Below are 21,111 nucleotides of genomic sequence, written 5' to 3' on the forward strand. Positions count from 1 at the left end.
CGCGGACTGCTGCTCGGCACCGAGATCGGCAACAACGGCTGGATCGCGATCGCCTGGTGCGTCGGCCTGTCCGTCCTCGGCCACCGCTGGTCGACGGCGCTGTTCAACCGCGACCCGAAGTAACCGCGCGGACGGCCTCCCTCGGTTCGTCCCACCTGCCCGGGGCGGCGTACTCCGACACCGCGTCGGTGTACGCCGCCTCTCCGGCGTTCTCGATGCCCACCCCGGCGCAGACCTCGAACAGGGCCCTCCCGCGTCTCTCCCAGGACCGCTGGGACGCTCCACGCGCAGCACCTCGTGCGTGAGCGAGTGCCGGGGCCGACGGGCCGGTCACCCGTCCAGACGGGCTGGGCAGGGCTTGGGGGGCGGGCGGTCGCCGGGACGGGAAGTGCGGTGCTGCCCGTGGCCCGCGGGGGAGGGAGAGGGGCCCACGGGCACCTGCCCCCCGGGGTCCCGAGCGGGAGGGTCCACGGCGACAACCGGCTTCGGCCCTCTCCCGCGGAGCCGGTCACGTCGCAGCAAGGGCCGTTCGACGAGGAGGTACGAGGCGAGGGCCGCCGCGACCGTCACCGCGAAGCCCGCGGGGAGCAGCCGGCCGCCCTCCACCCCGAGGTCGTGGAGCAGCCGGATGACGGGGTAGTGCCACAGGTACATCCCGTAGCTGAGGTTGCGTCCGACCCATGCCGGCGCGGAGGCCGACAGCAGACGGGAGGGCCACGACCGGGGGCGCAGTTCCATGGCTGCCACCACGCCGGCCGTCAGAACGGCGGCGGCCAGGAATCCGACCGTGTACCACACGGGGTTCCACGCGCTCACCCCGGTGATCGGGACCTGCCAGGCGATCAGCCCCAGCAGCGCGAGCGCGGGCCAGCACAGCCGCCCCGCCCATCGGCGCACCAGCGCCCGCCGGGGATCGTCTGCGCGCAACCGGGCCAGGACCAGGGCCAGCAGGGCACCCACGAGGAGCTGGTCGACGCGGGTGTCGGGGCCGTTGTAGATGCGGTGCGCCGCCGTGGGATCCCAGAGCACCGTCCGCCAGAGCACCGGCAGGACGCACAGCACCGCGACCCAGCCCAGCACCGTCCGCGCCCCGGTGCGCCGTAGCAGCACCAGCAGCAGGAGCGGCCAGACCAGATAGAACTGTTCCTCCACCCCCAGGGACCAGGTGTGGCCGAGCGCCGCGGTGAGGTCCGAGTACGGCCCGGGCTCGCCGGCCCGGACGAGATTGACCACCGAGGCCGCGGCCAGCGCGGCCGCCGTCCACGCCCCGTCGAACAACGGCAGGGGGAACGCCACCGACAGCAGAGCGGTGACCGCGCACACCACCAGCAGTGCCGGCCCCAGTCGCAGCCAGCGCCGACGGTAGAAGGACCGCAGGCCGATGCGACCGGTTCGCGCGTACTCGGCCACCAGCAGCCGGGTGATGACAAAACCGCTGAGCGTGAAGAAGACGTCCACGGCCACCGCGCCTCCGGGCACCGCGTCCGGCTCCACGTGGTAGACGATCACCAACACCACCGCGACCGCCCGCAACCCGTCCAGCCCTGCCACCCGCCCGCCCCGCGGTGCCGACGGAAATCCCTGCCCGCCGCCTCTTCGCCGCTCCGCCGACGGGAGAACGCGGGCCGGCGACGCTCGCGCGCCCCGGCTCCGCTCCGTGGCCCCGCACGCCGCGCTCGGATGGGGAGTGCTCATGGAAGCGGCGTTTGCCCAGGCTCGGCGGAGAGCACACCTTCTTCTCGCCTCCCCCACCCGATCGGCGCCGCCCCTCCTCACCGCACGGGGTGGTGTCCGCCCGGGTCGGACGTGTGCCGCGGGCCGGCCCGGCGTGAGCGGCCGCGGCGTTCCGGGACGGTCCGGCGGCCGGCCCTCAGGTTCCCCCGGCGTCGATGCCCTGGTCATCGGCGACGGGTCCGCCGGTGCCGTCCGTCCGTGTGCCCTCGTCGGGCCGTTCGCCGGTACCGACCCCGGCCGGTCCTTCCACGTCGGGAACCTCCTGCCGGATCTTCTCGTCGAGGGACTCACCCTCGTGCTGCTCGGACGCCGTGGTGCCGGTTTTGGTGACACCCAGCGGCCCTTCCGGCGGAGAGTAGCCCTCGTCCAGCATGTCGTCGTAGGTCCGCTCGTCCACGGCGTTCTGCAGGTCCAGCGGGGACGCGTCCTCCTGCTCCTCATTGCCGCCGGTGGGCTGGTGGACGTCGTCCGCCATGTTCTCGTCGCTCATGTTCGCCTTCCGTCCGTGATCGGCTCACGCTTCCGTCAGGGAAAGCGAGTACCCGGCTCACGGCCCCTGTAGCGTGATCGTCCCGGGAGCGACGTGCCGTCGCGGCCGGTTGGGCGTAGTGTCCGCGTATGAGTGATGTGGGGTGTGGCGCACCGGCGGCAGGCCGCCGAGGGCGCGCGGCGGAGCATGGCCGTCATCCAGCGGAGGGCCGGGCTCTCTTCGGCTGTGCGGGCGGAAGCGGGCCGGCCTCCCCCCTGGGTGGTGGGTGAACCACTGATGGATGCCGCGATGGCCGCCCTGCTCGGGGACAGTGGCGCGTTCGGGGGGCTGTTGTACGTGCTGCCACCGGGCGAAGACGCTCTGTGGCTGGTGATGGTGGCCGGGATTCCTCAGGAGTTCGCGGCTCCTTGGAGGCGGGTCGCGCTGACCGATCCGATGCCGGTGGCGGATGCCGTGCGCGAGCGGCGCCTGGTGTGGATCACCGGTCAGGAGGACATGGCCCGCCGATACCCGCGGCCGGCGCTCGTACTGCCGTACGACTTCACACTGTCGGCCGCCCCGGTCGCTTCCGGCACGGCGCTTCAAGGCGGGCTGGTACTGCTGTTGCCCGGGGAGCGCCCACCGCAGCCCGGTGCCCAGGAGCGCGACATCATCGAGACAGGCTGCCGCCGCTTGGGCGCCCTCCTGCAACAGGCGGCGGACCGCGACGATCCGCTCCTGTCCGCCGGCCGGCCGCGGACACTCCCGCCGCCGGCCGGGCCCGCCGCCTCCTCCGCCGAGGAGGCAGCGGCCTCGGCCTTCGCCGACCGTCTGCCGGGCGGATCCTGCGGGCTGGACATCAACGGCCGCATCACCTTCATCACCCGGGCCGGGGCCGACCTCGTCGGTGCCGACCGGGCCGATCTGGTGGGGGCCCTGCCCTGGGAGGTGTTGCCGTGGATGGACGTCCCCCAGGTCGAGGACCGCTACCGGGCCGCCCTGGTCAGCCGTCGGCCCCAGGCGTTCACCGTCCTGCGCCCGCCGGATGTGTGGCTGGACTTCGAGCTGTACCCGGATGCTTCCGGCATCAGCGTCCGCATCGCTCGCGGTGACCCGTCCGGCGATGCTCCCCCGCCGCGGTCCGTGGCCGCCTCCGGTCCCAGTCGTGCCAGCGTGCTGTACCACCTGATGCATCTGGCCGCCACCCTCACCGAGGCGGTGGGCGTGCAGGATGTGGTCGAGCAGACCGCCGACCAGTTGCTGCCCGCTCTGGGCGCGCAGGGCATGGTGCTGATGGCTGCCGAGGACGGCCGCCTGAGGGTCCTCGGTCACCGGGGCTACCGCGCCCGGCTCGTGGAGCGTTTCGATGCCGTTCCGCTGAGCTCGGACATTCCCGGCAGCAAGGTTCTGACCACCGGTGTCCCGGATTTCTTCGCGAACTTCGCCGACCTGCGGCGCGCCTACCCGCTCACCGTGCACGAGGACGGGATGGCCTCCTGGGCCTTTCTGCCGCTGATCGCGTCCGGCCGTCCCATCGGCTCCCTCCTCCTCGCCTACAGCCGGCCCCGTCTCTTCCCGCCCGGCGAGCGCGCCGTTCTCACGTCACTGGCCGGTCTGGTGGGGCAGGCCCTGGACCGTGCCAGGCTCTACGACGCCCAACACCAGCTCGCCCGCCGCCTGCAGTCCGACCTGCTGCCGCGCGCGCTGCCCCGGGTCGCCGGTCTGAAGGTCGCCGCCCGCTATCTGCCCGCCGCCCGGGGTCTGGGCATCGGCGGCGACTTCTACGACCTGATCCGCCTCGACGCGCACACCGCCGGCGCCACCATCGGCGACGTGCAGGGTCACAACGTGGACGCCGCGGCGCTCATGGGGCAGGTCCGCACCGCCGTCCACGCCCACGCCACCGTGGGCGCCTCCCCCGACGACGTGCTGGCCGGCGCCAACCGTCTGCTCACCGACCTGGACCCCGGCCTGTTCACGAGCTGTGTCTACGTGCACCTCGACCTCGCCACCCGCCGTGCGTGCCTGGCCACCGCCGGCCACCCGCCTCCTCTTCTGCGCCACGCCGACGGACGCACCGAACTCATCGACGTCCCCCCGGGCCTCCTGCTCGGCATCGCCCCCGACGTCCTTTACCCGACACGGGAGTTCCCCCTGCCGCCCGGCTGTGTGCTCGCCCTGTACACCGACGGGCTCGTCGAGGCCCCCGGCGTCGACCTCGACGACGCGACCGCGGCCCTCGCCGGGCTCCTGGAAGACGCCGATCCCACCGACCTCGACGCCATGGCCGACGCCCTCATGCGGCATGCTCCCAGCCCTGGCGACGACATCGCCCTGCTCCTCATCGGCATCGGTGAATGACGCGAGGACCACCGCGCCGCCCTCGGTGTCCGACCCACCGGCGCCCGTCCCAGCCGTGTCAGTCGCAGCAGCCGGTCGGGCCGCGGTGGTGCCGCCTGCGTTCAAGGCGTCGCCAGGCCGCCCGTGGGCTTTGGGAGGAGGGCTCAGCCGGGCCGCCGGCCTGTGCGTCCGCCCGGCGCCGCAGGTGTGCCGGTGCGACGACGAGGGCGGTGCCGCCCATCCCGCTCGGACGGCCGCGCTCCACGCGGAGGCAGGGAACGGATCCTGCCGGCACCGACACGGGCGCCTCCCCTCGTCGGGCCAAACGGGTGTCGGAAGGCCGACCCGTCGGACGCCGGGCCCGGCCCACGGTCACGGATCGCGCCCGTTCACGGATCGACGGACGACGGGGCACATCACCCGCGTGACACGAGGTGCGGCGCGGAAGCGACGGACCGCACCACGCCGCCGTCCGAAGGACGAACCGGGCGGCGGCGTGGTGCGGTCGGTCAGGCCGCGGCGGCCGCCGGCGTGCAGCGCTCGGCGTCGTCCAGCCACTCGATCAGCGAGGTGCGGGCGCGGGCGACGCGTGAGCGCACCGTACCGATGGGGCAGTCGCTGACGCTCGCCGCCTCCGCGTAGGGAAGGCCCACCACCTGGGTGAGGACGAATGCCTCCCGACGGTCGTGGGGAAGCGTTTCCAGGAGTTCGACGAGGGCGATGCCGTCGTCGAAGCCGGGCAGGCCGCGCGGCTGGGTGCGTTCGGCGGCCGACTGCCAGTCGTCCGCGTCCGCCAGGCGCGGCCGGGAGGACATGTGACGAATGCTGTCGACCACCGCACGGCGGGCGATGGACAGCAGCCAGGTGCGGGCCGAGGAGCGGCCCTCGAAGCGGTGCAGGCCGCCCAGGGCCCGCAGGAACGTGTCCTGGGTCAGATCGTCGGCGTTCTGGGGGTCGGCGCCGAGGAACGTCACGTAGTGGCGGACGTCCCGGTGCAGGGCGCGGACGAAGCGTTCGACAGCGTCGGGGTCGCCACTGCGGGCGGCGAGCGCCCATGCGGTGATCGAGTCGTCCCTCGGCACTCCTCCTGACTCTTCGCGTGCTGAAGACAGGGCAGGCGTGATCACCTGGTGTCTCTCCTTCTCGGGGATCCGGGGACCGGCGTCCGTACCGGCGCGCGGAACAGCGGGTGGCACGGTGCGATCCGGTGAAGGGGTGGACGGCCGGGCGTGGGAGCGCGCGGCCGATGCCCGAGGCGGGGGCCGACGGCTCGTCGTCCTCGTGGACGGCCTCGGGAAGCCGGCTGTCGTCAGGCGACAGCGGACCTCGCGGGCGGTCCCCGGGAAATGATCACGTGGGCGAGGAGGAGCCTTCGCAGTGCGTGGCCCGAGCGGCCCCGGCGGGCGCGGACGCGCGGCCGGTGCGGCGGCTCGGGCAGCCGCGGGATCAGGCGCAGCGGCGCGACGAGCCAGCCCGCGAGCACCCGCAGGACGCGGAAGGCGGCACGCTCGCCGTGGGCGAGCCACAGGCCGCACAGCAGCGCGGCCAGCAGGTGGGCGGCGAGCATGCCGGTCGAGGACATGCCGCCCATGCCGTGGTCCGGAAAGTGCGACGCCCCCATGGGGTCCGTCGACGCCATGGAGTGCGGGGCACCCGTCGGGTGCTGCGTGAGGCCCCTGGAGCCCGGCATCACCTCGCGCTCCGCGCCCGGCCCTCCGGGCGAACCGCCCACCAGGTGGTCCGGCCACCGCCGGACGAGCGTTCCGCCACGGGAGGTCTCCGGGTGGACGGCTGCCTGGGTGAGCGAGAACCACGCGTGGAGTACGGCCTGTGCGGCAACCGTGAGGGAACCGACCAGGACCGGCCCGCGCTCCCGGCCGGCCGGCCGCCAGGCCATGCCGCCGGTGGCCGCCGCCCCCACGGCCATGGCCCACCAGGGCACCGCGGTCCTCGACATCATGACGTGGCCCAGGGAGGTGAGCAGCACGCAGACGGCCGCGAACACGGCGGCCCTGAGCGCGCGGGAACACCCCCCAGCAGTCATGGCGGCCTCATCCTCACAGTCCGGGTCTCACGCGTCACGGGAGGGTACGCAAAGGACCCCGGGTCCCGACTCAACCCGGTCACCGTGACACGGACCACAGCGGCTGGCCGGACCTCACGGGTCGTTCCTGCCGCCTCCTGCTGAGGACCCGAAAAGCGCCGCCGGGACGAAGCGTGGCCGGGAAGGAGGGCCGGCGGCGGAGCGGGGTGGGGCGGGGTCCGGGCTACGGCCGAGAGCCGCTCGGCGAGGACGGACGCGGGCATGACCGCGCTGCCGACGTGCGCCGTGGCCTTCTCCATGGGGCGGTTGTCCCTGCTCGGTGCCCGCGGACCGCGCCTGGTGGACGACCCGGACGTGTCGCCGGCCGTGCCGGGCCCGACCACGACCGCCGGCTTCGGCGCGGCGGCCGTGCTCCCACCGCCCGGTGGCCGCCCGGTCGACGGCTCGCAGGCCGGACCCGGAGCCGTCGGCGCCGGCGCCGGCGACCGGGGGCGGGTCACCCCGTTCTCAGCCTCCCGTGCCGAGGTCGAAGACGATGCGGGCCTTGACATGACCGCGCAGGACCTCGTCGATGGATTCGTTGACGGCGGTGAGCGGGCGGGTCTCCTGGATGACCTTCGTCCGGCCGGCCGCGTGGAGCTGGAAGACCTCGGCGAGGTCCTGGCGGGTACCGACGATGGAGCCGATCACGGAGGTGCCGTTGAGCACGGTGTCGAAGATCGGGACCTGGATGGTGCCGTGGGCGGGCAGGGCGACCATGACGAGCTTTCCGCCGCGTCGCAGGCCGGAGTTGACGGCTTCGAAGGCGGCCGGGTTCACGGCGAGGGCGAGGGCGGCGTGGGCGCCGCCGTGCCGCTTCAGCTCCGCGCCGACATCCTGGGTGCGGGCGTCGATGAGGATGTCGGCGCCCAGTTCCCGGGCGAGTTCGAGCTTGTCGTCGGTGACGTCGATGGCGGCGACGGTGGCGCCGGCGATCTTCGCGTACTGCACCGCCAGGTGGCCGAGTCCGCCGACACCGGAGATGGCGACGAGCTGGGCGGGCCGGACACCGGCGACCTTCAGGGCCTTGTAGGTGGTGACGCCCGCGCAGGTCAGCGGGGCGGCGTCGACAGCGCTGACGCCCTCGGGCACGGGCTGGGCGAAATCGGCCCGGGCCAGCATCTTCTCGGCGTACCCACCGTCACAGCCGTAGCCGGTGTTGACCTGGCTCTCGCACAGCGTCTCCCAGCCGGACAGGCAGTGCTCGCACCTTCCGCACGCGCTGCCGAGCCACGGCACGGCGACCCGCTGACCGACGGCGAGGTGGCTGACGCCCTCGCCGAGCTTCTCGACGAGGCCGACGCCTTCGTGGCCGGGTACGAAGGGCGGGGTGGGCTTGACGGGCCAGTCGCCGTGCGCGGCGTGGATGTCGGTGTGGCACAGTCCGGACGCCTCGACGCGGACGCGGATCTGCCCGGGGCCGGGCTCGGGGTCGGGACGCTCCTCGATGACCAGGGGCTTACCGAATTCCCGTACGACCGCTGCCTTCATGATGTCCTCGCTTCTCTTTCCTGGTGGAGTGCTTCAGCCGTGTGCGACGACGGCGACGGGCGCGGTGGAGTGGTGCAGCACCGCGTGGGTGACGGCACCGATGTGGACGCCGAGGGGGTTGCGGCGCACGCGCCGGCCGACGACGAGGAGGGAGGCGTCGCGGGAGGCGTCGATCAGGAGGTCGGCGGCGCTGCCCGGGCGGGACACTTCCACGACCTCGACGTCCGGGTACTTCTGCCGCCAGGGACGCAACGCCTCGGCGAGTACGCCGGCCCTCTCGCGGGCGAACTCCTCGTGGGGCTCGAAGCCCGATCCCATGGTGTAGACGGAATAGGGCGACGTGTTCCAGCCCTGCACGACGTGCAGCCCGGTGGTGCGGCGCTGTGCCTCCTGGAAGGCGAAGGCGATGACGGTGTCGTCGGGGCTGCCGGTGTCGAGGCCGAGGACGACGGGCCGGAAGGCGGTGGCGGCGGACGGGACGCCGACGGGGTCCACGACGTGCTCGTCGGCGGCCTGTTCCCCGGTGCGCACGAGGACCACGGGCACCTCGGTGCGGGCGACCACGGACTGCCCGACGGACCCGACCAGGAAACCGCCGAGCCCGCTCAGCGCGCGGGAACCGAGGACCAGCAGTTCGGCGTCGCGGGCGGCTTCCACGAGGACGTCGGAGGGCGTACCGGCGCGTTGCTCGGTGCTCACCTCGACTCCGGGGTGGCTCAGGCGCAGGCTCTCGGCGGACTCGCGGGGGATGCGCTCGGTCCAGTGCTGGTGGGCCTCGGCACCCGGGACCGCGGCCTGCGCCATGGCTTCCGGCACCGGCTGCCACACGTGGACCAGCCTGACCGGCAGGCCGCGCAGCTTCGCCTCGCGGGCCGCCCATTCGGCGGCGGCCCGGCTCTCGGCAGAGCCGTCGAGCCCTACGGTGATCGTGCGGGCCATGGGGTCCTCCTCCTGTGTCGGGTGGTCTGTTCTCAGCATCTCGTCCGGCGGGCTCTCGGGGCAGGGACCGCTGGTCCCCGGCGGGGGCCGACCGGCCCCATCGGCACACCGGTGCGGTGGCGTTCGGCGCGGCCGTCCGCTGCCGCGGACGAACGGGAGCCGGGCCCGCAGCCGTCCCGGGCCGCAGGTGCCGCCGGCGGAGGTGACGGCGAGGACGACGAGCAGCACGGGTGGACGAGGTGGCGGGCGTGGACCGGGTGGTGGGCGGCGAACGGGCTAGCCGGCCTGCTCGGGGAGCCGTCCGACAGGTGCTGGGCCGGTGGCCACCGGGTCCTCCGCGTCGGCTGTCGTCCGGCGGACGACCGCGGTGGACACGGGCTGCGCGCGACGCCGTTCGCACCATCGCGACCAGGCTCTCACTCCGTCGGCACCGGCCGGTGAGGGCTTCCGGGAACGGCTGCTCCCCTTCCCGGAGCAGTTGTCCCGGTGGGGTGCACGGGGCCGCACCCGGGCCTTTTGCCCCGGTCAGTGGACCACCGGACCGTGTTCCCGGAACTGGCCGCGGACCCGGTCCACCAGGGCCGCGTCGGGGACCGGGGTGTCCCGCAGGGGGAAGGGGACGTCCAGGGCGTCGTACTTGGCGGCGCCGAGCTTGTGGAACGGCAGGATGTCGATCCGTTCGACGCTGCCGAGGCCCGCGAGGAAGGCGGCGAGTCCGTCGATCGCCTCCGGGTCGTCGGTCCAGCCGGGCACCAGCACGTACCTGATCCACATGCGCTTGCCCAGCCGGTCGAGGCGGGTGGCGAAGTTCAGGGTGGGGCCGAGTTCGCCGCCGGTCAGCTTCCGGTAGGTCGTGACGTCGAAGGACTTGATGTCCAGCAGCACCAGGTCGGTGTCGGCGAGGAGTTCGTCCGTGGCGCGGGCGCCGAGGAAGCCGGAGGTGTCGAGCGCGGTGTGCAGTCCGGCCTCCTTGCAGCGGCGCAGGACGGCGCCGGTGAGCGCGGGCTGGAGCAGGGGTTCCCCGCCGGTGAGGGTCACCCCTCCTCCGGCGGTGGTGATGAAGGCCCGGTACTTGTCGATCTCGGCCATCACCTCGTCGACGGTGGCCCGCCGGCCGTCGCGCATGTGCCAGGTGTCGGGGTTGGCGCAGTACAGGCAGCGCAGGGGGCAGCCGCTGACGAAGAGGACGAACCGGGTCCCGGGACCGTCCACGCCGGTGGACAGGTCCCAGGAGTGGATCCGGCCGGTGACCGGTCCCGTGGTCATGGCGCTCACAGTGATCCGTGGAAGGTGCGGCTGATCACGTCGAGCTGCTGCTCACGGTTCAGGCGGACGAAGTTGACGGCGTACCCGGAGACCCTGATCGTCAGCTCCGGGTACTTCTCCGGGTGCTCCATGGCGTCCTCCAGCACGGCCCGGTTCAGGACGTTGACGTTCATGTGGAAGCCGCCCGAGGACGTGTAGGCGTCGAGGATGCCGACCAGGTGGCCGGCGCGTTCCTCGGGGACGTGTCCCAGCCCTTCGGGGGTGATGGTGGTGGTCAGGGAGATGCCGTCGCGCGCCTCCTCGTACGGCAGCTTGGCCACCGACAGGGCCGAGGCGGCCACCCCGTGCCGGTCGCGGCCGTTCATCGGGTTGGCGCCGGGTGCGAAGGGCTCTCCGGCACGGCGGCCGTCGGGGGTGTTGCCGGTGTGCTTGCCGTAGACGACGTTGGAGGTGATGGTCAGCACGGACTGGGTGTGCTCGGCGTCGCGGTGGGCGGGGTGCCTGCGGACCTTCGCCATGAACGACTCCACCAGGTCGACGGCGAGCGCGTCGACACGGTCGTCGTTGTTGCCGTACGCCGGGAACTCGCCCTCGGTCGCGAAGTCCACGGCCAGTCCCGTCGCGTCGCGGAACACCTTGACCCGCGCGTGCTTGACGGCGGACAGACTGTCCACGGCGACGGAGAGACCGGCGATGCCGCAGGCCATGAAGCGGTGGACCGGATAGTCGTGCAGGGCCATCTCGATGCGCTCGTAGGCGTACTTGTCGTGCATGTAGTGGATGACGTTGAGCGCGTCGACGTATGTCTGCGCGAGCCAGTCCAGGATCCGGTCGTACGCGGCCGACAGCTCGTCGTAGTCGAGGTACTCACCGGTCAGCGGCGTCGTCCTGGGGGCGATCTGGTCGCCGGTCATCTCGTCCCGGCCGCCGTTGACGGCGTAGAGCAGGGCCTTGGCGAGGTTGACGCGGGCCCCGAAGAACTGCATCTGCTTCCCGACCGCCATGGCGGAGACGCAGCAGGCGACGGCGGTGTCGTCGCCGGTGCGCGGGCGCATCAGGTCGTCCGACTCGTACTGGACGGCGCTGGTGTCGATCGAGACCTGGGCGCAGAACTCCTTGAAGCCGTCGGGCAGCCGGGGCGACCACAGCACGGTCAGGTTGGGCTCGGGGGCCGGGCCGAGGTTGTACAGGGTCTGCAGGAAGCGGAAGGAGGTGCGGGTGACCAGGGGCCGGCCGTCGGCGCCGATCCCGCCGATGGACTCCGTCACCCACGTCGGGTCGCCGGAGAAGAGCGTGTCGTACTCGGGGGTGCGCAGGAACCGCACGATGCGGAGCTTGATGACGAAGTCGTCGATCAGCTCCTGGGCGCGCCTCTCGTCGAGGAGCCCCTCGTCCAGGTCCCGCTGGAGGTAGACGTCCAGGAAGGTGGAGGTGCGGCCCAGCGACATCGCCGCACCGTTCTGTTCCTTCACCGCGGCGAGGAAACCGAGGTAGAGCCACTGGACCGCCTCGTGCGCGGTGGCCGCGGGCCGGGAGACGTCGCAGCCGTACGTCGCCGCCATGCGGGTCAGCTCGCCCAGTGCCCGGACCTGTTCGGCCAGTTCCTCGCGGTCGCGGATGACGTCCGCGGTGGACGGCCGGGCGTCCAGCAGGACGCGTTCGGCGCGCTTGGCCTCGACGAGCCGGTCCGTGCCGTAGAGCGCGACGCGCCGGTAGTCGCCGATGATGCGCCCGCGGCCGTAGGCGTCCGGCAGGCCGGTGATGATGCCGACCTTGCGGGCGGCGCGCATCGTGGGCGTGTAGGCGTCGAAGACGCCGTCGTTGTGGGTCTTGCGGTAGGTCCCGAAGACCTTCGACACGAAGGGGTCGGCCTCGTGGCCGTAGGCCTTCAGACCGTTCTCCACCATACGCAGACCGCCGTTCGGCATGATCGCCCGCTTCAGCGGGGCGTCGGTCTGCAGACCGACGATCAGCTCGCGGTCACGGTCGATGAAGCCGGGAGCGTGCGAGGTGATCGTGGACGGGGTGGCGGCGTCCACGTCGAGGATGCCCCTGCGCCGCTCCTCGGGGAACAGGGCGCTGACCTTCTCCCAGACCGCGCGCGTGCGGTCCGTGGGGCCGGTCAGGAAGGAGGCTTCGCCTTCGTAGGGCATGTAGTTGGCCTGGATGAAGTCGCGCACGTCGATGCGCTCACGCCAACCGCTTCCGGCGAACCGACGCCAGGCGTCGGCGGTCCGGGGGCCGGCTGTCACCGTCGTGGTCATCACAGGTCCTCTCGTCGAACGAACGGTCTTCTCACCGACGATGCTCGCCGTCCGGGCCGATGGCGGGCAGTGCCGGACAGGGCACGGGGCGGGCCCCGTCCGGCCCGGGGCCGCCGGGACCTTCGGTCCCGGGCCGCGCACCGCGGCGCGGGACCCTCCTCCCCGGCCGGTCGCCTTCGGGCGTCTTCGTGCTTCCTCTCCGCGAAGGCCGAAGGCCCAGGGGCCGCACAGCCCTGCTGTGAGTCCTTTCGCCCCTGCGGGGCAGAGGCCGGCACCGGGGCCGGTCGGCCCCCGGTCGGGACTGCCGGTACCTCGCGCGGAGCATGCCGGTGTTCGACGCTGGAAGGACCACGCCCCACAGCCGAGGAGCGCAGCGTCATGGCTCGTTACGTGTACGACTTCGCCGAGGGCGGCCGTGACATGGCCGACCTGCTCGGTGGCAAGGGTTCGAACCTGGCCGAGATGACCCGGCTCGGACTGCCGGTGCCACCGGGGTTCACCGTCACCACCGAGGCCTGCCGGGCCTTCCTGGCCACCGGCGGCGAGCCTCCGGGCATGTGGGAGGAGATCTCCGAGCACCTGAGGGCCGTCGAGACCGCCGCGGGAAAGCTGCTCGGCCAACCGGACGACCCGCTGCTGCTGTCCGTCCGCTCCGGCGCCAGGTTCTCCATGCCCGGCATGATGGAGACGATCCTCGACATCGGGCTCAACGACGAGTCCGTTCTCGGGCTGGCCGAGGTCTCCGGCAGCGAGCGCTTCGCCTGGGACTCCTACCGCCGTCTCGTGCAGATGTTCGGCAGCACCGTCATGGGCGTCGCCCCCTCCCGGTTCGAGCGGGCCATCACCCTGCTCAAGGACCTGCGCGGGGTCCCGGACGACGTGCACCTGGACGCCGGTGATCTCACCCAGCTCGTGGAGACGTACAAGAACCTCATCCATCTGGAGACCGGCGAGTACCTCCCGCAGTCCCCCGCCGAGCAGCTGCGCCGGGCGGTCCTGGCCGTCTTCGAGTCCTGGAACGGCGAACGTGCCCGGCTGTACCGGCGGCGCGAGCACATCGCCGACGATCTGGGCACCGCCGTGAACGTGCAGCGCATGGTGTTCGGCAACCTCGGGCCGGACTCCGGCAGCGGTGTCGCCTTCACCCGCGACCCGGCCACCGGGCATCCCGGCCTGTACGGCGACTACCTGCCCGACGCCCAGGGCGAGGACGTCGTCGCCGGGATCCGCAGCACTGCGCCCCTGACCGAGCTGGAGCGCCTGGATCCCGGGGCCTACGGTCGGTTGCGTGCGCACATGGAGACCCTGGAGCGGCACTACCGCGACCTGTGCGACATCGAGTTCACCATCGAGCGCGGCACCCTGTGGATGCTGCAGACCCGGGTGGGCAAGCGCACCGCCGAGGCGGCTTTCGCCCTCGCCGCCGAACTGGCCGACGAGGGGCTCATCACTGCGGACGAGGGACTCGCCCGGGTGAGCGGTGAGGGACTCGCCCGGGTGATGTTCCCGCGGTTCGACGTCTCGGCGACCGGTGATCCACTCGCCCGTGGTCTCCCGGCCTCGCCCGGTGCCGCGGTCGGCGTCGCGGTCTTCGACTCCGCCGAGGCGGTTCGACGTGCCGCCGCCGGCGAGAAGGTGGTCCTCGTCCGTCAGGAGACCACCCCCGACGACCTGCCCGGCATGATCGCCGCCCAGGCGGTGCTCACCAGCCGCGGTGGCAAGACGAGCCACGCCGCCGTCGTGGCGCGCGGTATGGGCAAGGTCTGCGTCTGCGGTGCCGAGGAACTCTCCGTGGACCTCGGGGCGCGGCGCTTCACCGCACCGGACGGCACCGTCGTCGAGGAAGGCACGGTCCTGTCCGTGGACGGCACCGCGGGTGCCGTGTACCCGGGCTCCGTTCCGCTGGTGGACTCGGCCGTCATGCGTTTCCTGGAGGCCGGTGCGAGCGGCCGGGGGACGACCGGTGTGGTCGACGCGGTGGCCCGCGCCCTGGCCAGGGCCGACACCGTGCGCCGGCTGGAGGTGCGGGCCAACGCCGACACCCCTGAGGACGCCGCCCGCGCGCGCCGGTTCGGCGCGCAGGGCATCGGCCTGTGCCGCACCGAACACATGTTCCTCGGCGAACGCCGTAAACTGGTCGAGGAGATGGTCCTGGCCGACACGGACGCCCGGCGCGACCGGGCGCTGGCAGCCCTTCTGCCGCTCCAGAGGGAGGACTTCACGGGCATCCTGCAGGCGATGGACGGCCTGCCGGTCACCATCCGTCTGCTGGACCCGCCCCTGCACGAGTTCCTGCCGGACCGCACCGGACTGGCGGTGCGGATCGCCGCCGCCGAGGCCCGGGGCGGCCTGCCGGACGCACACGACGTCGAGCTGCTGACCGCGGTGAACCGCATGCACGAGGAGAACCCGATGCTCGGGCTGCGGGGCGTGCGCCTCGGCCTGGTGGTCCCCGGCCTGGTCGCCATGCAGGTCCGGGCGATCGGTGAGGCCGTCGCGCAACGTCTTCTCGCCGGCGGCGCTCCCCGGGCGGAGATCATGGTCCCTCTCGTCGGGGACGTCCACGAACTGCGGATCGTCCGGGAAGAGGTACAGCGGGTGCTGAGCGCGGTCTCCGAGACGTCGGGGGTGCCGGTCACGTGCCCCGTCGGCACCATGATCGAGCTGCCCAGGGCGGCGCTGACAGCAGACCGGATCGCCGAGGAGGCCGAGTTCTTCTCCTTCGGCACCAACGATCTCACCCAGACCACCTGGGGGTTCTCCCGCGACGACGTCGAGGCCGAGTTCTTCTCCGTCTACCTCGACAAGGGCGTCTTCCCCGCCTCCCCGTTCGAGACGCTCGACCGGGACGGCGTGGGCCGACTGGTTCGGATCGCCGTCGCGGAAGGCCGCGCCACCCGGCCGGACCTGAAGATCGGCGTCTGCGGCGAGCACGGTGGGGATCCCGACTCCGTGCACTTCTTCCACACCGCCGGACTCGACTACGTCTCCTGTTCCCCCTTCCGGGTCCCGGTGGCACGGCTGGAGGCCGGGCGGGCCGCGCTGGAGCGGACCGATGGGAGCGACAGCAGGTGAGCGGGACCCTCGGCCCCCGGTTCCGGGGCCGACCGCCCCTGGGACCGGGACACGGCACGCGGCAGGCTTGAGGCGTGCCGGAACGATCACGAGGAGTGGATCGCATGACGGCCAAGGGCACCGGTGTCCGTGGCCTCGACGCCATCGTCCGGGTGCGCGCCGGAGGCGACGTGGACGAGGAGTCCCTCGCCTACGTCCGGGAGAGGGTCGGTGCCGCTCCGGACCGTCCCGGCCTGCCGCCCACCAGCGGCGAAGTGCGCGTCGTCAGGGCCACGGCCCACCACGTCGAGCTGCCCTGGTCCGCCGGTGCGGAGATCCGGGTGGGACACCGCCTCGTGGTCGTCCATGCCCGCGAGGCGGACGCCCGGGAGCTCGCCGACCGGTTGCAGGACCGGCTGCGCAGCGACACGGACCGTGCCACACGCCACGGGGACGCCGCCCGCAGGACGGCCACGCCGCCCCCGTGGCGCGGCGGTCCGGAGCAATAGGCGCCTCGGGCGCCCGACCTGGCGGGGAGTCGGGGACGTCACGGCCCCCTCTCCGCCGTGCTCGTGAAGGAGGAACCGCCGTGCCCACTCGCACCATCGGTGAAGTGATGACCAGGAACGTCGTGCAGGCACGCCGGACGACACCGTTCAAGGAAGTCGTCCGGCTGCTCGACCACCACCGGATCAGCGGAGTGCCGGTGCTCGACGCCGACGACAAGGTGCTCGGAGTGGTCTCCGGAACCGACCTCGTGCGCGCGCAGGCGCACCGGGCCGGTTCCGGGCCGGCCCGCGCCGTCACGGCGGCGGACGTGATGTCGAGTCCGGCGGTCACCGTGCACCCGGAGCAGACCGTCCCGGATGCGGCCCGGCTGATGGAGCGCCGTGGCGTCGAGCGGCTGCCCGTGGTCGACGAGGAGGACCGGCTCATCGGCATCGCCACCCGCCGGGACCTGCTCCGGGTCTTCCTGCGCACGGACGACGACATCCGCCACCAGGTGACCGAGGAGGTCCTCGTCGGTGCCCTGGGACTGCCGGCCGAAGCCGTCCGCGTCCTCGTCCGCGACGGTGTCGTCACCCTCGACGGCCGGGTGGAGCTGCGCAGCCAGGTCCCCAAAGCCGTCCACGCCGCATGGCGGCTGGAGGGTGTCGTCGGAGTGATGAACGCTCTGACGTTCCGCGTCGACGACTGCGCACCGCCCGCCGGGGCCGGTGGCACCGGAGTCCCGTGACCCACTCGGCCGGCGGGCATGCGGGCCTGTGCGAGGTCCGGGCCGACAGGCCCTGCCGACCCGGGCCGGACGGGCTCGGAAGGGGACCTTCGGCGCCTGCGGCGGCACCGGGTTCCACAGGACAGTGGAGTCAGGGAGGGGCACCGGTCCCCCGCGGCGTCCCTCCCGTCCCGGCGCCGCCGCATGTGCACGGCGCCATCCGACACCGGAGGCAGACCACCATGACCCGACAGGACTCGCGGACCGCGGCCACGACCGGCACAGAGGCCCCGTCCGACACCGCGGTCGCCGTGGACCGTCTGGTCACGGCCGGCCTCAAGGCACTCGCCGACTACGAGTGCCTCACCCAGGAGCAGGTGGACCACATCGTGAAGAAGGCGTCGGTCGCCGCCCTGGACCAGCACACCGCGCTGGCCCGCCTGGCGGTGGACGAGACCGGGCGGGGGGTGTTCGAGGACAAGGCGGCCAAGAACATGTTCGCGTGTGAGCACGTCACGCACAGCATGGGCCGCATGAAGACCGTCGGGGTGATCGCCCGCGACGACATCGAGGACATGGTGGAGATCGCGGAACCGGTGGGCGTGGTGTGCGCGATCACGCCCGTCACCAACCCGACCTCCACGACGGTCTTCAAGGCGCTGATGGCCCTGAAGACCCGCAACCCGGTCGTGTTCGCCTTCCACCCCTCCGCCCAGCGGTGCAGCGCCGAAGCCGCCCGGGTCGTACGTGACGCGGCCGTCGCCGCGGGAGCGCCGGAACACTGCGTGCAGTGGATCGAGCAGCCGTCGGTCGAGGCCACCACCACGCTGATGCGGCACCCGGGCGTCTCGCTCGTCCTCGCCACCGGAGGCAACGCCATGGTCAAGGCCGCCTACTCGGTCGGCAAGCCCGCCCTCGGTGTGGGTGCCGGCAACGTCCCCGCCTACGTCCACAGGAGCGCGAAGCTGCGCCGGGCCGTCAACGACCTGGTGCTGTCGAAGTCGTTCGACAACGGCATGATCTGCGCCTCCGAGCAGGCCGTCATCCTGGACACCGACATCTACGACGCGGCGCTCGCCGAGTTCCGCACCCTCCACGCCCACCTGGCCACCCCGCAGGAGAAGGCGAAGCTGGAGTCCTTCCTGTTCCCCGCCACCGGCGGCTCGGGTGCAGGCTGCGAACCCAAGGTCAACGCCACGGCCGTCGGCCAGAGCCCGGCCCGGATCGCCGAGCAGGCCGGGTTCTCCGTACCGGAGGACACCTCGGTCATCCTGGTCGAGGCGGAACGCGTCGGCCCGGACGAGCCGCTGACCAGGGAGAAGCTCTGCCCCGTCCTGGCCGTGCTCCGGGCCGGGGACGAGCAGCAGGGCTTCGACCTGGCCGCGGACATGGTCGCCTTCCACGGCCAGGGCCACAGCGCCGTCATCCACACCGAGGACCGCGCCCTGGCGGAGGCGTACGGCACGCGCATGAAGGCCGTGCGGATCATCGTCAACGCCCCTTCCTCGCAGGGCGCGATCGGCGGCATCTACAACGGCCTGCTGCCGTCGCTGACCCTCGGCTGCGGCTCCTGGGGGAGCACATCGGTGTCGAACAACGTCTCCGCCGCCCAACTCCTCAACGTCAAGCGGGTCGGTACCCGCCGCAACAACCTGCAGTGGTTCAAGGTCCCGCCGAAGATCTACTTCGAGCCGCAGGCCATCCGCTACCTGACCTCCATGCCGGACGTCCACCGCGTCACGATCGTCACCGACGCGACCATGACCCGCCTCGGCTTCGTCGACCGGATCACGCGGGTGCTGCAGCGGCGTCGTGAGCCGGTGACCGTACAGATCATCGACAACGTCGAACCCGAGCCCAGCATCGACTCCGTGCAGCGCGGCACCGGCCTGATGCGGGACTTCCGCCCCGACACGATCATCGCGCTGGGTGGCGGATCGCCCATGGACGCGGCGAAGGTGATGTGGCTGCTGTACGAGCAGCCCGACATCGACTTCGCCGACATGCGGCAGAAGTTCTCCGACATCCGCAAGCGCGCCTTCCGCTTCCCGACCCTGGGCAGGCTGGCCCGCCTGGTGTGCGTGCCCACCACCTCCGGAACCGGCGCCGAGGTCACCCCCTTCGCCGTCATCTCCGACCCCGCCACGGGTAAGAAGTACCCGCTGGCCGACTACGCGCTCACCCCCAGCGTGGCGATCGTCGACCCCGCTCTCACCACCGCCCTGCCCCCGGCGCTGGCCGCCGACAGCGGCTTCGACGCCCTCACCCACGCCATCGAGTCGTACGTGTCCGTCTACGCCAACGACTTCACCGACGGCCTCGCGCTGCACGCGGTCCGACTGGTCTTCGACCACCTGGAAGCGGCTGTCAACGACCGCGACGGGTCACCGGAAGCACGCGAGAGGATGCACAACGCCGGCACCATCGCGGGCATGGCCTTCGGCAACGCCTTCCTCGGCATCGTCCACGCCATGTCCCACACCCTCGGCGCGACCTTCCACATCGCACACGGCCGCACCAATGCCGTGCTGCTCCCGCGCGTCATCCGCTACAACGGCACCGTCCCGACGAAGCTCACCGGCTGGCCCAAGTACGAGAACTACCGCGCCCCCGAGCGCTTCCAGGACATCGCCCGCACCCTCGGACTGCCGGCCGCCACCCCGGCCGAGGGCGTGGAGTCCCTGGCCGTGGCCGTCGAGCGCCTGCGCGAGACCGTAGGCATCGAGCCGACGTTCGAAGCGCTGGGAGTCGACGAGCGGACCTTCCTGGACGCACTCCCGCAGCAGGCCCTCAACGCCTATGAGGACCAGTGCGCACCGGCCAACCCCCGCATGCCGATGCTGGACGACATGCAGGGGATCATGCGCAGCGCCTATTACGGCTGAGTACGGTCGGCCGACGGCCGCCGAAGCCGGCCGGGCCCCTGCCCGGCCGGCTGGACACCACCCCGCCTCCGTACCGCCTGCCGGCGGCGCCGTTCGTGGCAGAAGAAGGCGTGGGCATGTGCGCGTGCCGTGGGCGGAGATCGCCGACGGACAGCGCCGGCCCTCCGGTCGTACCCGCTGGTGACGACATCCGGTTCCTGCCGAGGTCCGCCTGCGGCGAGGAGCACTCCGCCGGGGCCCCGGGCGCCGGTGCTCCCCCGGCCCGGCGTGGACTGCGGAGCCCGGCCCACCGACGACGAGCAGCTGACCGGCCGAGCCGTGAGGGGTCCCGATCGGCCCCTACCCTTCAGAGGGGCCGTCAGCCGTGGTGCTCCACGATCACGCCGTGGCCACCGGGCCGGCCTGCCCCTCCCGGGCCGCCGGCTGTTTCGGCGACGGTCCGTCACAGCCTGAACTCCGACGAGCTCGTGCGTGGTGGACGGTGTCTCGGAAACCGTCGACGGACAGGCCATCGAAGCGATGTCTGCGGAGCAGCCGTCAGGAAGGGTCCTGCTGTGCTGTTCGGTGGGTCGAGCGACGGCGCAGCCACAGGGGGAGGGCGTACCAGGACAGCGCGAACCACAGCATCACCGCGCCGACAAGCAGCTTCGCCATGAGGCCCGGCAGGACGACGTGCAGGATCAGGAGCAGGGTGCAGCCGATCGTCACGGCCAGGAGAGCCATGCCGCACATCATGAGCCGGTGCGCCACCTCCACCATCTCGTCCTTCATGCGCTGCCCGGCCAAAAAGCGGTGGATCGACACCGGTGCTATCAGGGAGGCGGTCGCCGCCGCGCCCGACACCACCGTGATGACGTAGAGGATGTGGTCGAACGTGCCCAAGTCGTGGAAGAGGGGTGTGAAGGCGACGCTGAGCAGGAAGCCGAAGAGGATCTGGACTCCCGTCTGCGCGACGCGTGTCTCCTGCATGATCTCGTTCCACCGGCGATTGACGCGCTCACGTGGGGTTTCCGACGCCTCGCCCCCCGGAGAGGTGGCGTGATCGCCGCCTTCACCGCACCCGCCGGTCTCCGCTTCCGGCCGATCGGTCGACTCCACCGCCAAGCTCATGTTTCCTCCCGTTCCGAACCTCCGTCTGCCCGCCCGGCTTCGTTGCATGCCGACAGCAACCGGGTGCCACCCGGCCCTGGTCGGGAACGGGAGCAGGCGGACACGTCGGAGATCCGGCCGGACCGGAAGCTGCGCGCCTCCCCCGGCACCTATCGCTTCCCGGTGAGCGTGCGGGTCGTCGTGGATCCGGGAGGCGGCGACCCGCCTCCCGGCGGCGAGGCCGGCGCCCGGCGGCGAGGCCGGCGCCCGGCGGCGAGGCC

General features: G+C 72.5%; 14 protein-coding genes and 1 pseudogene. 6 read left to right on the plus strand and 9 right to left on the minus strand.

Annotated elements, in window-relative coordinates; translation table 11 throughout:
• Nucleotides 1-123: pseudogene (locus ORI94_RS33975) on the plus strand (ABC transporter permease); the annotation flags it as partial.
• A 207-nt stretch (nt 124-330) separates the two neighbouring features.
• Here ORI94_RS33975 and ORI94_RS33980 read toward each other — a convergent pair.
• Entirely contained in the window at nt 331-1,551 is a 1,221-nt protein-coding gene (locus ORI94_RS33980; protein ID WP_266082781.1) for an acyltransferase family protein, read from the minus strand.
• Nucleotides 1,552-1,870: 319 nt separating this feature from the next.
• Nucleotides 1,871-2,224 (minus strand): hypothetical protein, encoded by a 354-nt coding sequence (locus ORI94_RS33985; protein WP_266082783.1) that lies wholly within the window; start codon nt 2,222-2,224, stop codon nt 1,871-1,873.
• A gap of 276 nt (nt 2,225-2,500) precedes the next feature.
• Here ORI94_RS33985 and ORI94_RS33990 point away from each other — a divergent pair, with 276 nt between their 5' ends.
• Nucleotides 2,501-4,564, plus strand: a complete 2,064-nt coding sequence (locus tag ORI94_RS33990; RefSeq protein WP_266082805.1) for a SpoIIE family protein phosphatase — start codon at nt 2,501-2,503, stop codon at nt 4,562-4,564.
• 488 nt (nt 4,565-5,052) lie between these two features.
• On the opposite strand, the gene ORI94_RS33995 is transcribed toward ORI94_RS33990, so the two are convergent.
• The 6 genes from ORI94_RS33995 to pflB all read right to left on the minus strand — a co-directional run bounded on the left by ORI94_RS33995 (nt 5,053) and on the right by pflB (nt 12,586).
• Nucleotides 5,053-5,670, minus strand: a complete 618-nt coding sequence (locus ORI94_RS33995; RefSeq protein WP_416237949.1) for a sigma-70 family RNA polymerase sigma factor — start codon at nt 5,668-5,670, stop codon at nt 5,053-5,055.
• A 182-nt stretch (nt 5,671-5,852) separates the two neighbouring features.
• A complete protein-coding gene (locus ORI94_RS34000) occupies nt 5,853-6,587 on the minus strand; it encodes a hypothetical protein (RefSeq protein WP_266082787.1) in 735 nt (244 codons plus the stop codon).
• 507 nt (nt 6,588-7,094) lie between these two features.
• A complete protein-coding gene (locus ORI94_RS34005) occupies nt 7,095-8,117 on the minus strand; it encodes a zinc-dependent alcohol dehydrogenase (protein WP_266082789.1) in 1,023 nt (340 codons plus the stop codon).
• Between the two features lie 33 nt (nt 8,118-8,150).
• Nucleotides 8,151-9,056 (minus strand): universal stress protein, encoded by a 906-nt coding sequence (locus ORI94_RS34010; protein WP_266082791.1) that lies wholly within the window; start codon nt 9,054-9,056, stop codon nt 8,151-8,153.
• A 525-nt stretch (nt 9,057-9,581) separates the two neighbouring features.
• Nucleotides 9,582-10,322, minus strand: coding sequence for a pyruvate formate-lyase-activating protein (gene pflA, locus ORI94_RS34015; protein WP_266082793.1), 741 nt, complete (start codon nt 10,320-10,322; stop codon nt 9,582-9,584).
• 5 nt (nt 10,323-10,327) lie between these two features.
• Nucleotides 10,328-12,586, minus strand: a complete 2,259-nt coding sequence (gene pflB, locus ORI94_RS34020) for a formate C-acetyltransferase (RefSeq protein ID WP_266082795.1) — start codon at nt 12,584-12,586, stop codon at nt 10,328-10,330.
• A gap of 378 nt (nt 12,587-12,964) precedes the next feature.
• Between pflB and ppdK the strand changes: the two genes are divergently transcribed.
• The 4 genes from ppdK (at nt 12,965) to adhE (ending at nt 19,741) form a co-directional block, all read left to right on the plus strand.
• Entirely contained in the window at nt 12,965-15,661 is a 2,697-nt protein-coding gene (ppdK, locus tag ORI94_RS34025) for a pyruvate, phosphate dikinase (protein ID WP_266082797.1), read from the plus strand.
• A gap of 104 nt (nt 15,662-15,765) precedes the next feature.
• Nucleotides 15,766-16,149, plus strand: coding sequence for a hypothetical protein (locus tag ORI94_RS34030; RefSeq protein WP_266082799.1), 384 nt, complete (start codon nt 15,766-15,768; stop codon nt 16,147-16,149).
• 80 nt (nt 16,150-16,229) lie between these two features.
• Nucleotides 16,230-16,877: a CBS domain-containing protein gene (locus tag ORI94_RS34035; RefSeq protein WP_416237950.1), complete on the plus strand. Its 648-nt coding sequence runs from the start codon at nt 16,230-16,232 to the stop codon at nt 16,875-16,877.
• Between the two features lie 221 nt (nt 16,878-17,098).
• On the plus strand, nt 17,099-19,741 hold the full coding sequence (adhE, locus tag ORI94_RS34040) for a bifunctional acetaldehyde-CoA/alcohol dehydrogenase (RefSeq protein WP_266082801.1): 2,643 nt from the start codon (nt 17,099-17,101) through the stop codon (nt 19,739-19,741).
• 537 nt (nt 19,742-20,278) lie between these two features.
• Here adhE and ORI94_RS34045 read toward each other — a convergent pair.
• The gene (locus ORI94_RS34045) at nt 20,279-20,851 is read right to left on the minus strand and encodes a DUF6328 family protein (protein WP_266082803.1); all 573 of its coding nucleotides are present in this window, start codon (nt 20,849-20,851) and stop codon (nt 20,279-20,281) included.
• Between the last annotated feature and the right edge of the window lie 260 nt (nt 20,852-21,111).

Origin of the sequence: Streptomyces sp. NEAU-W12 (assembly GCF_026242095.1) — a bacterium.
Lineage (GTDB): Bacteria > Actinomycetota > Actinomycetes > Streptomycetales > Streptomycetaceae > Streptomyces.

Coding starts and splice junctions, on each gene's coding strand:
- ORI94_RS33985 (WP_266082783.1), bottom strand. CDS start 2,224: ATGAGCGACGAGAACATGGCGGACGACGTCCACCAGCCCACCGGCGGC.
- ORI94_RS33990 (WP_266082805.1), top strand. CDS start 2,501: ATGGATGCCGCGATGGCCGCCCTGCTCGGGGACAGTGGCGCGTTCGGG.
- ORI94_RS34000 (WP_266082787.1), bottom strand. CDS start 6,587: ATGACTGCTGGGGGGTGTTCCCGCGCGCTCAGGGCCGCCGTGTTCGCG.
- ORI94_RS34005 (WP_266082789.1), bottom strand. CDS start 8,117: ATGAAGGCAGCGGTCGTACGGGAATTCGGTAAGCCCCTGGTCATCGAG.
- ORI94_RS34010 (WP_266082791.1), bottom strand. CDS start 9,056: ATGGCCCGCACGATCACCGTAGGGCTCGACGGCTCTGCCGAGAGCCGG.
- pflA (WP_266082793.1), bottom strand. CDS start 10,322: ATGACCACGGGACCGGTCACCGGCCGGATCCACTCCTGGGACCTGTCC.
- pflB (WP_266082795.1), bottom strand. CDS start 12,586: ATGACCACGACGGTGACAGCCGGCCCCCGGACCGCCGACGCCTGGCGT.
- ppdK (WP_266082797.1), top strand. CDS start 12,965: ATGGCTCGTTACGTGTACGACTTCGCCGAGGGCGGCCGTGACATGGCC.
- ORI94_RS34030 (WP_266082799.1), top strand. CDS start 15,766: ATGACGGCCAAGGGCACCGGTGTCCGTGGCCTCGACGCCATCGTCCGG.
- adhE (WP_266082801.1), top strand. CDS start 17,099: ATGACCCGACAGGACTCGCGGACCGCGGCCACGACCGGCACAGAGGCC.
- ORI94_RS34045 (WP_266082803.1), bottom strand. CDS start 20,851: ATGAGCTTGGCGGTGGAGTCGACCGATCGGCCGGAAGCGGAGACCGGC.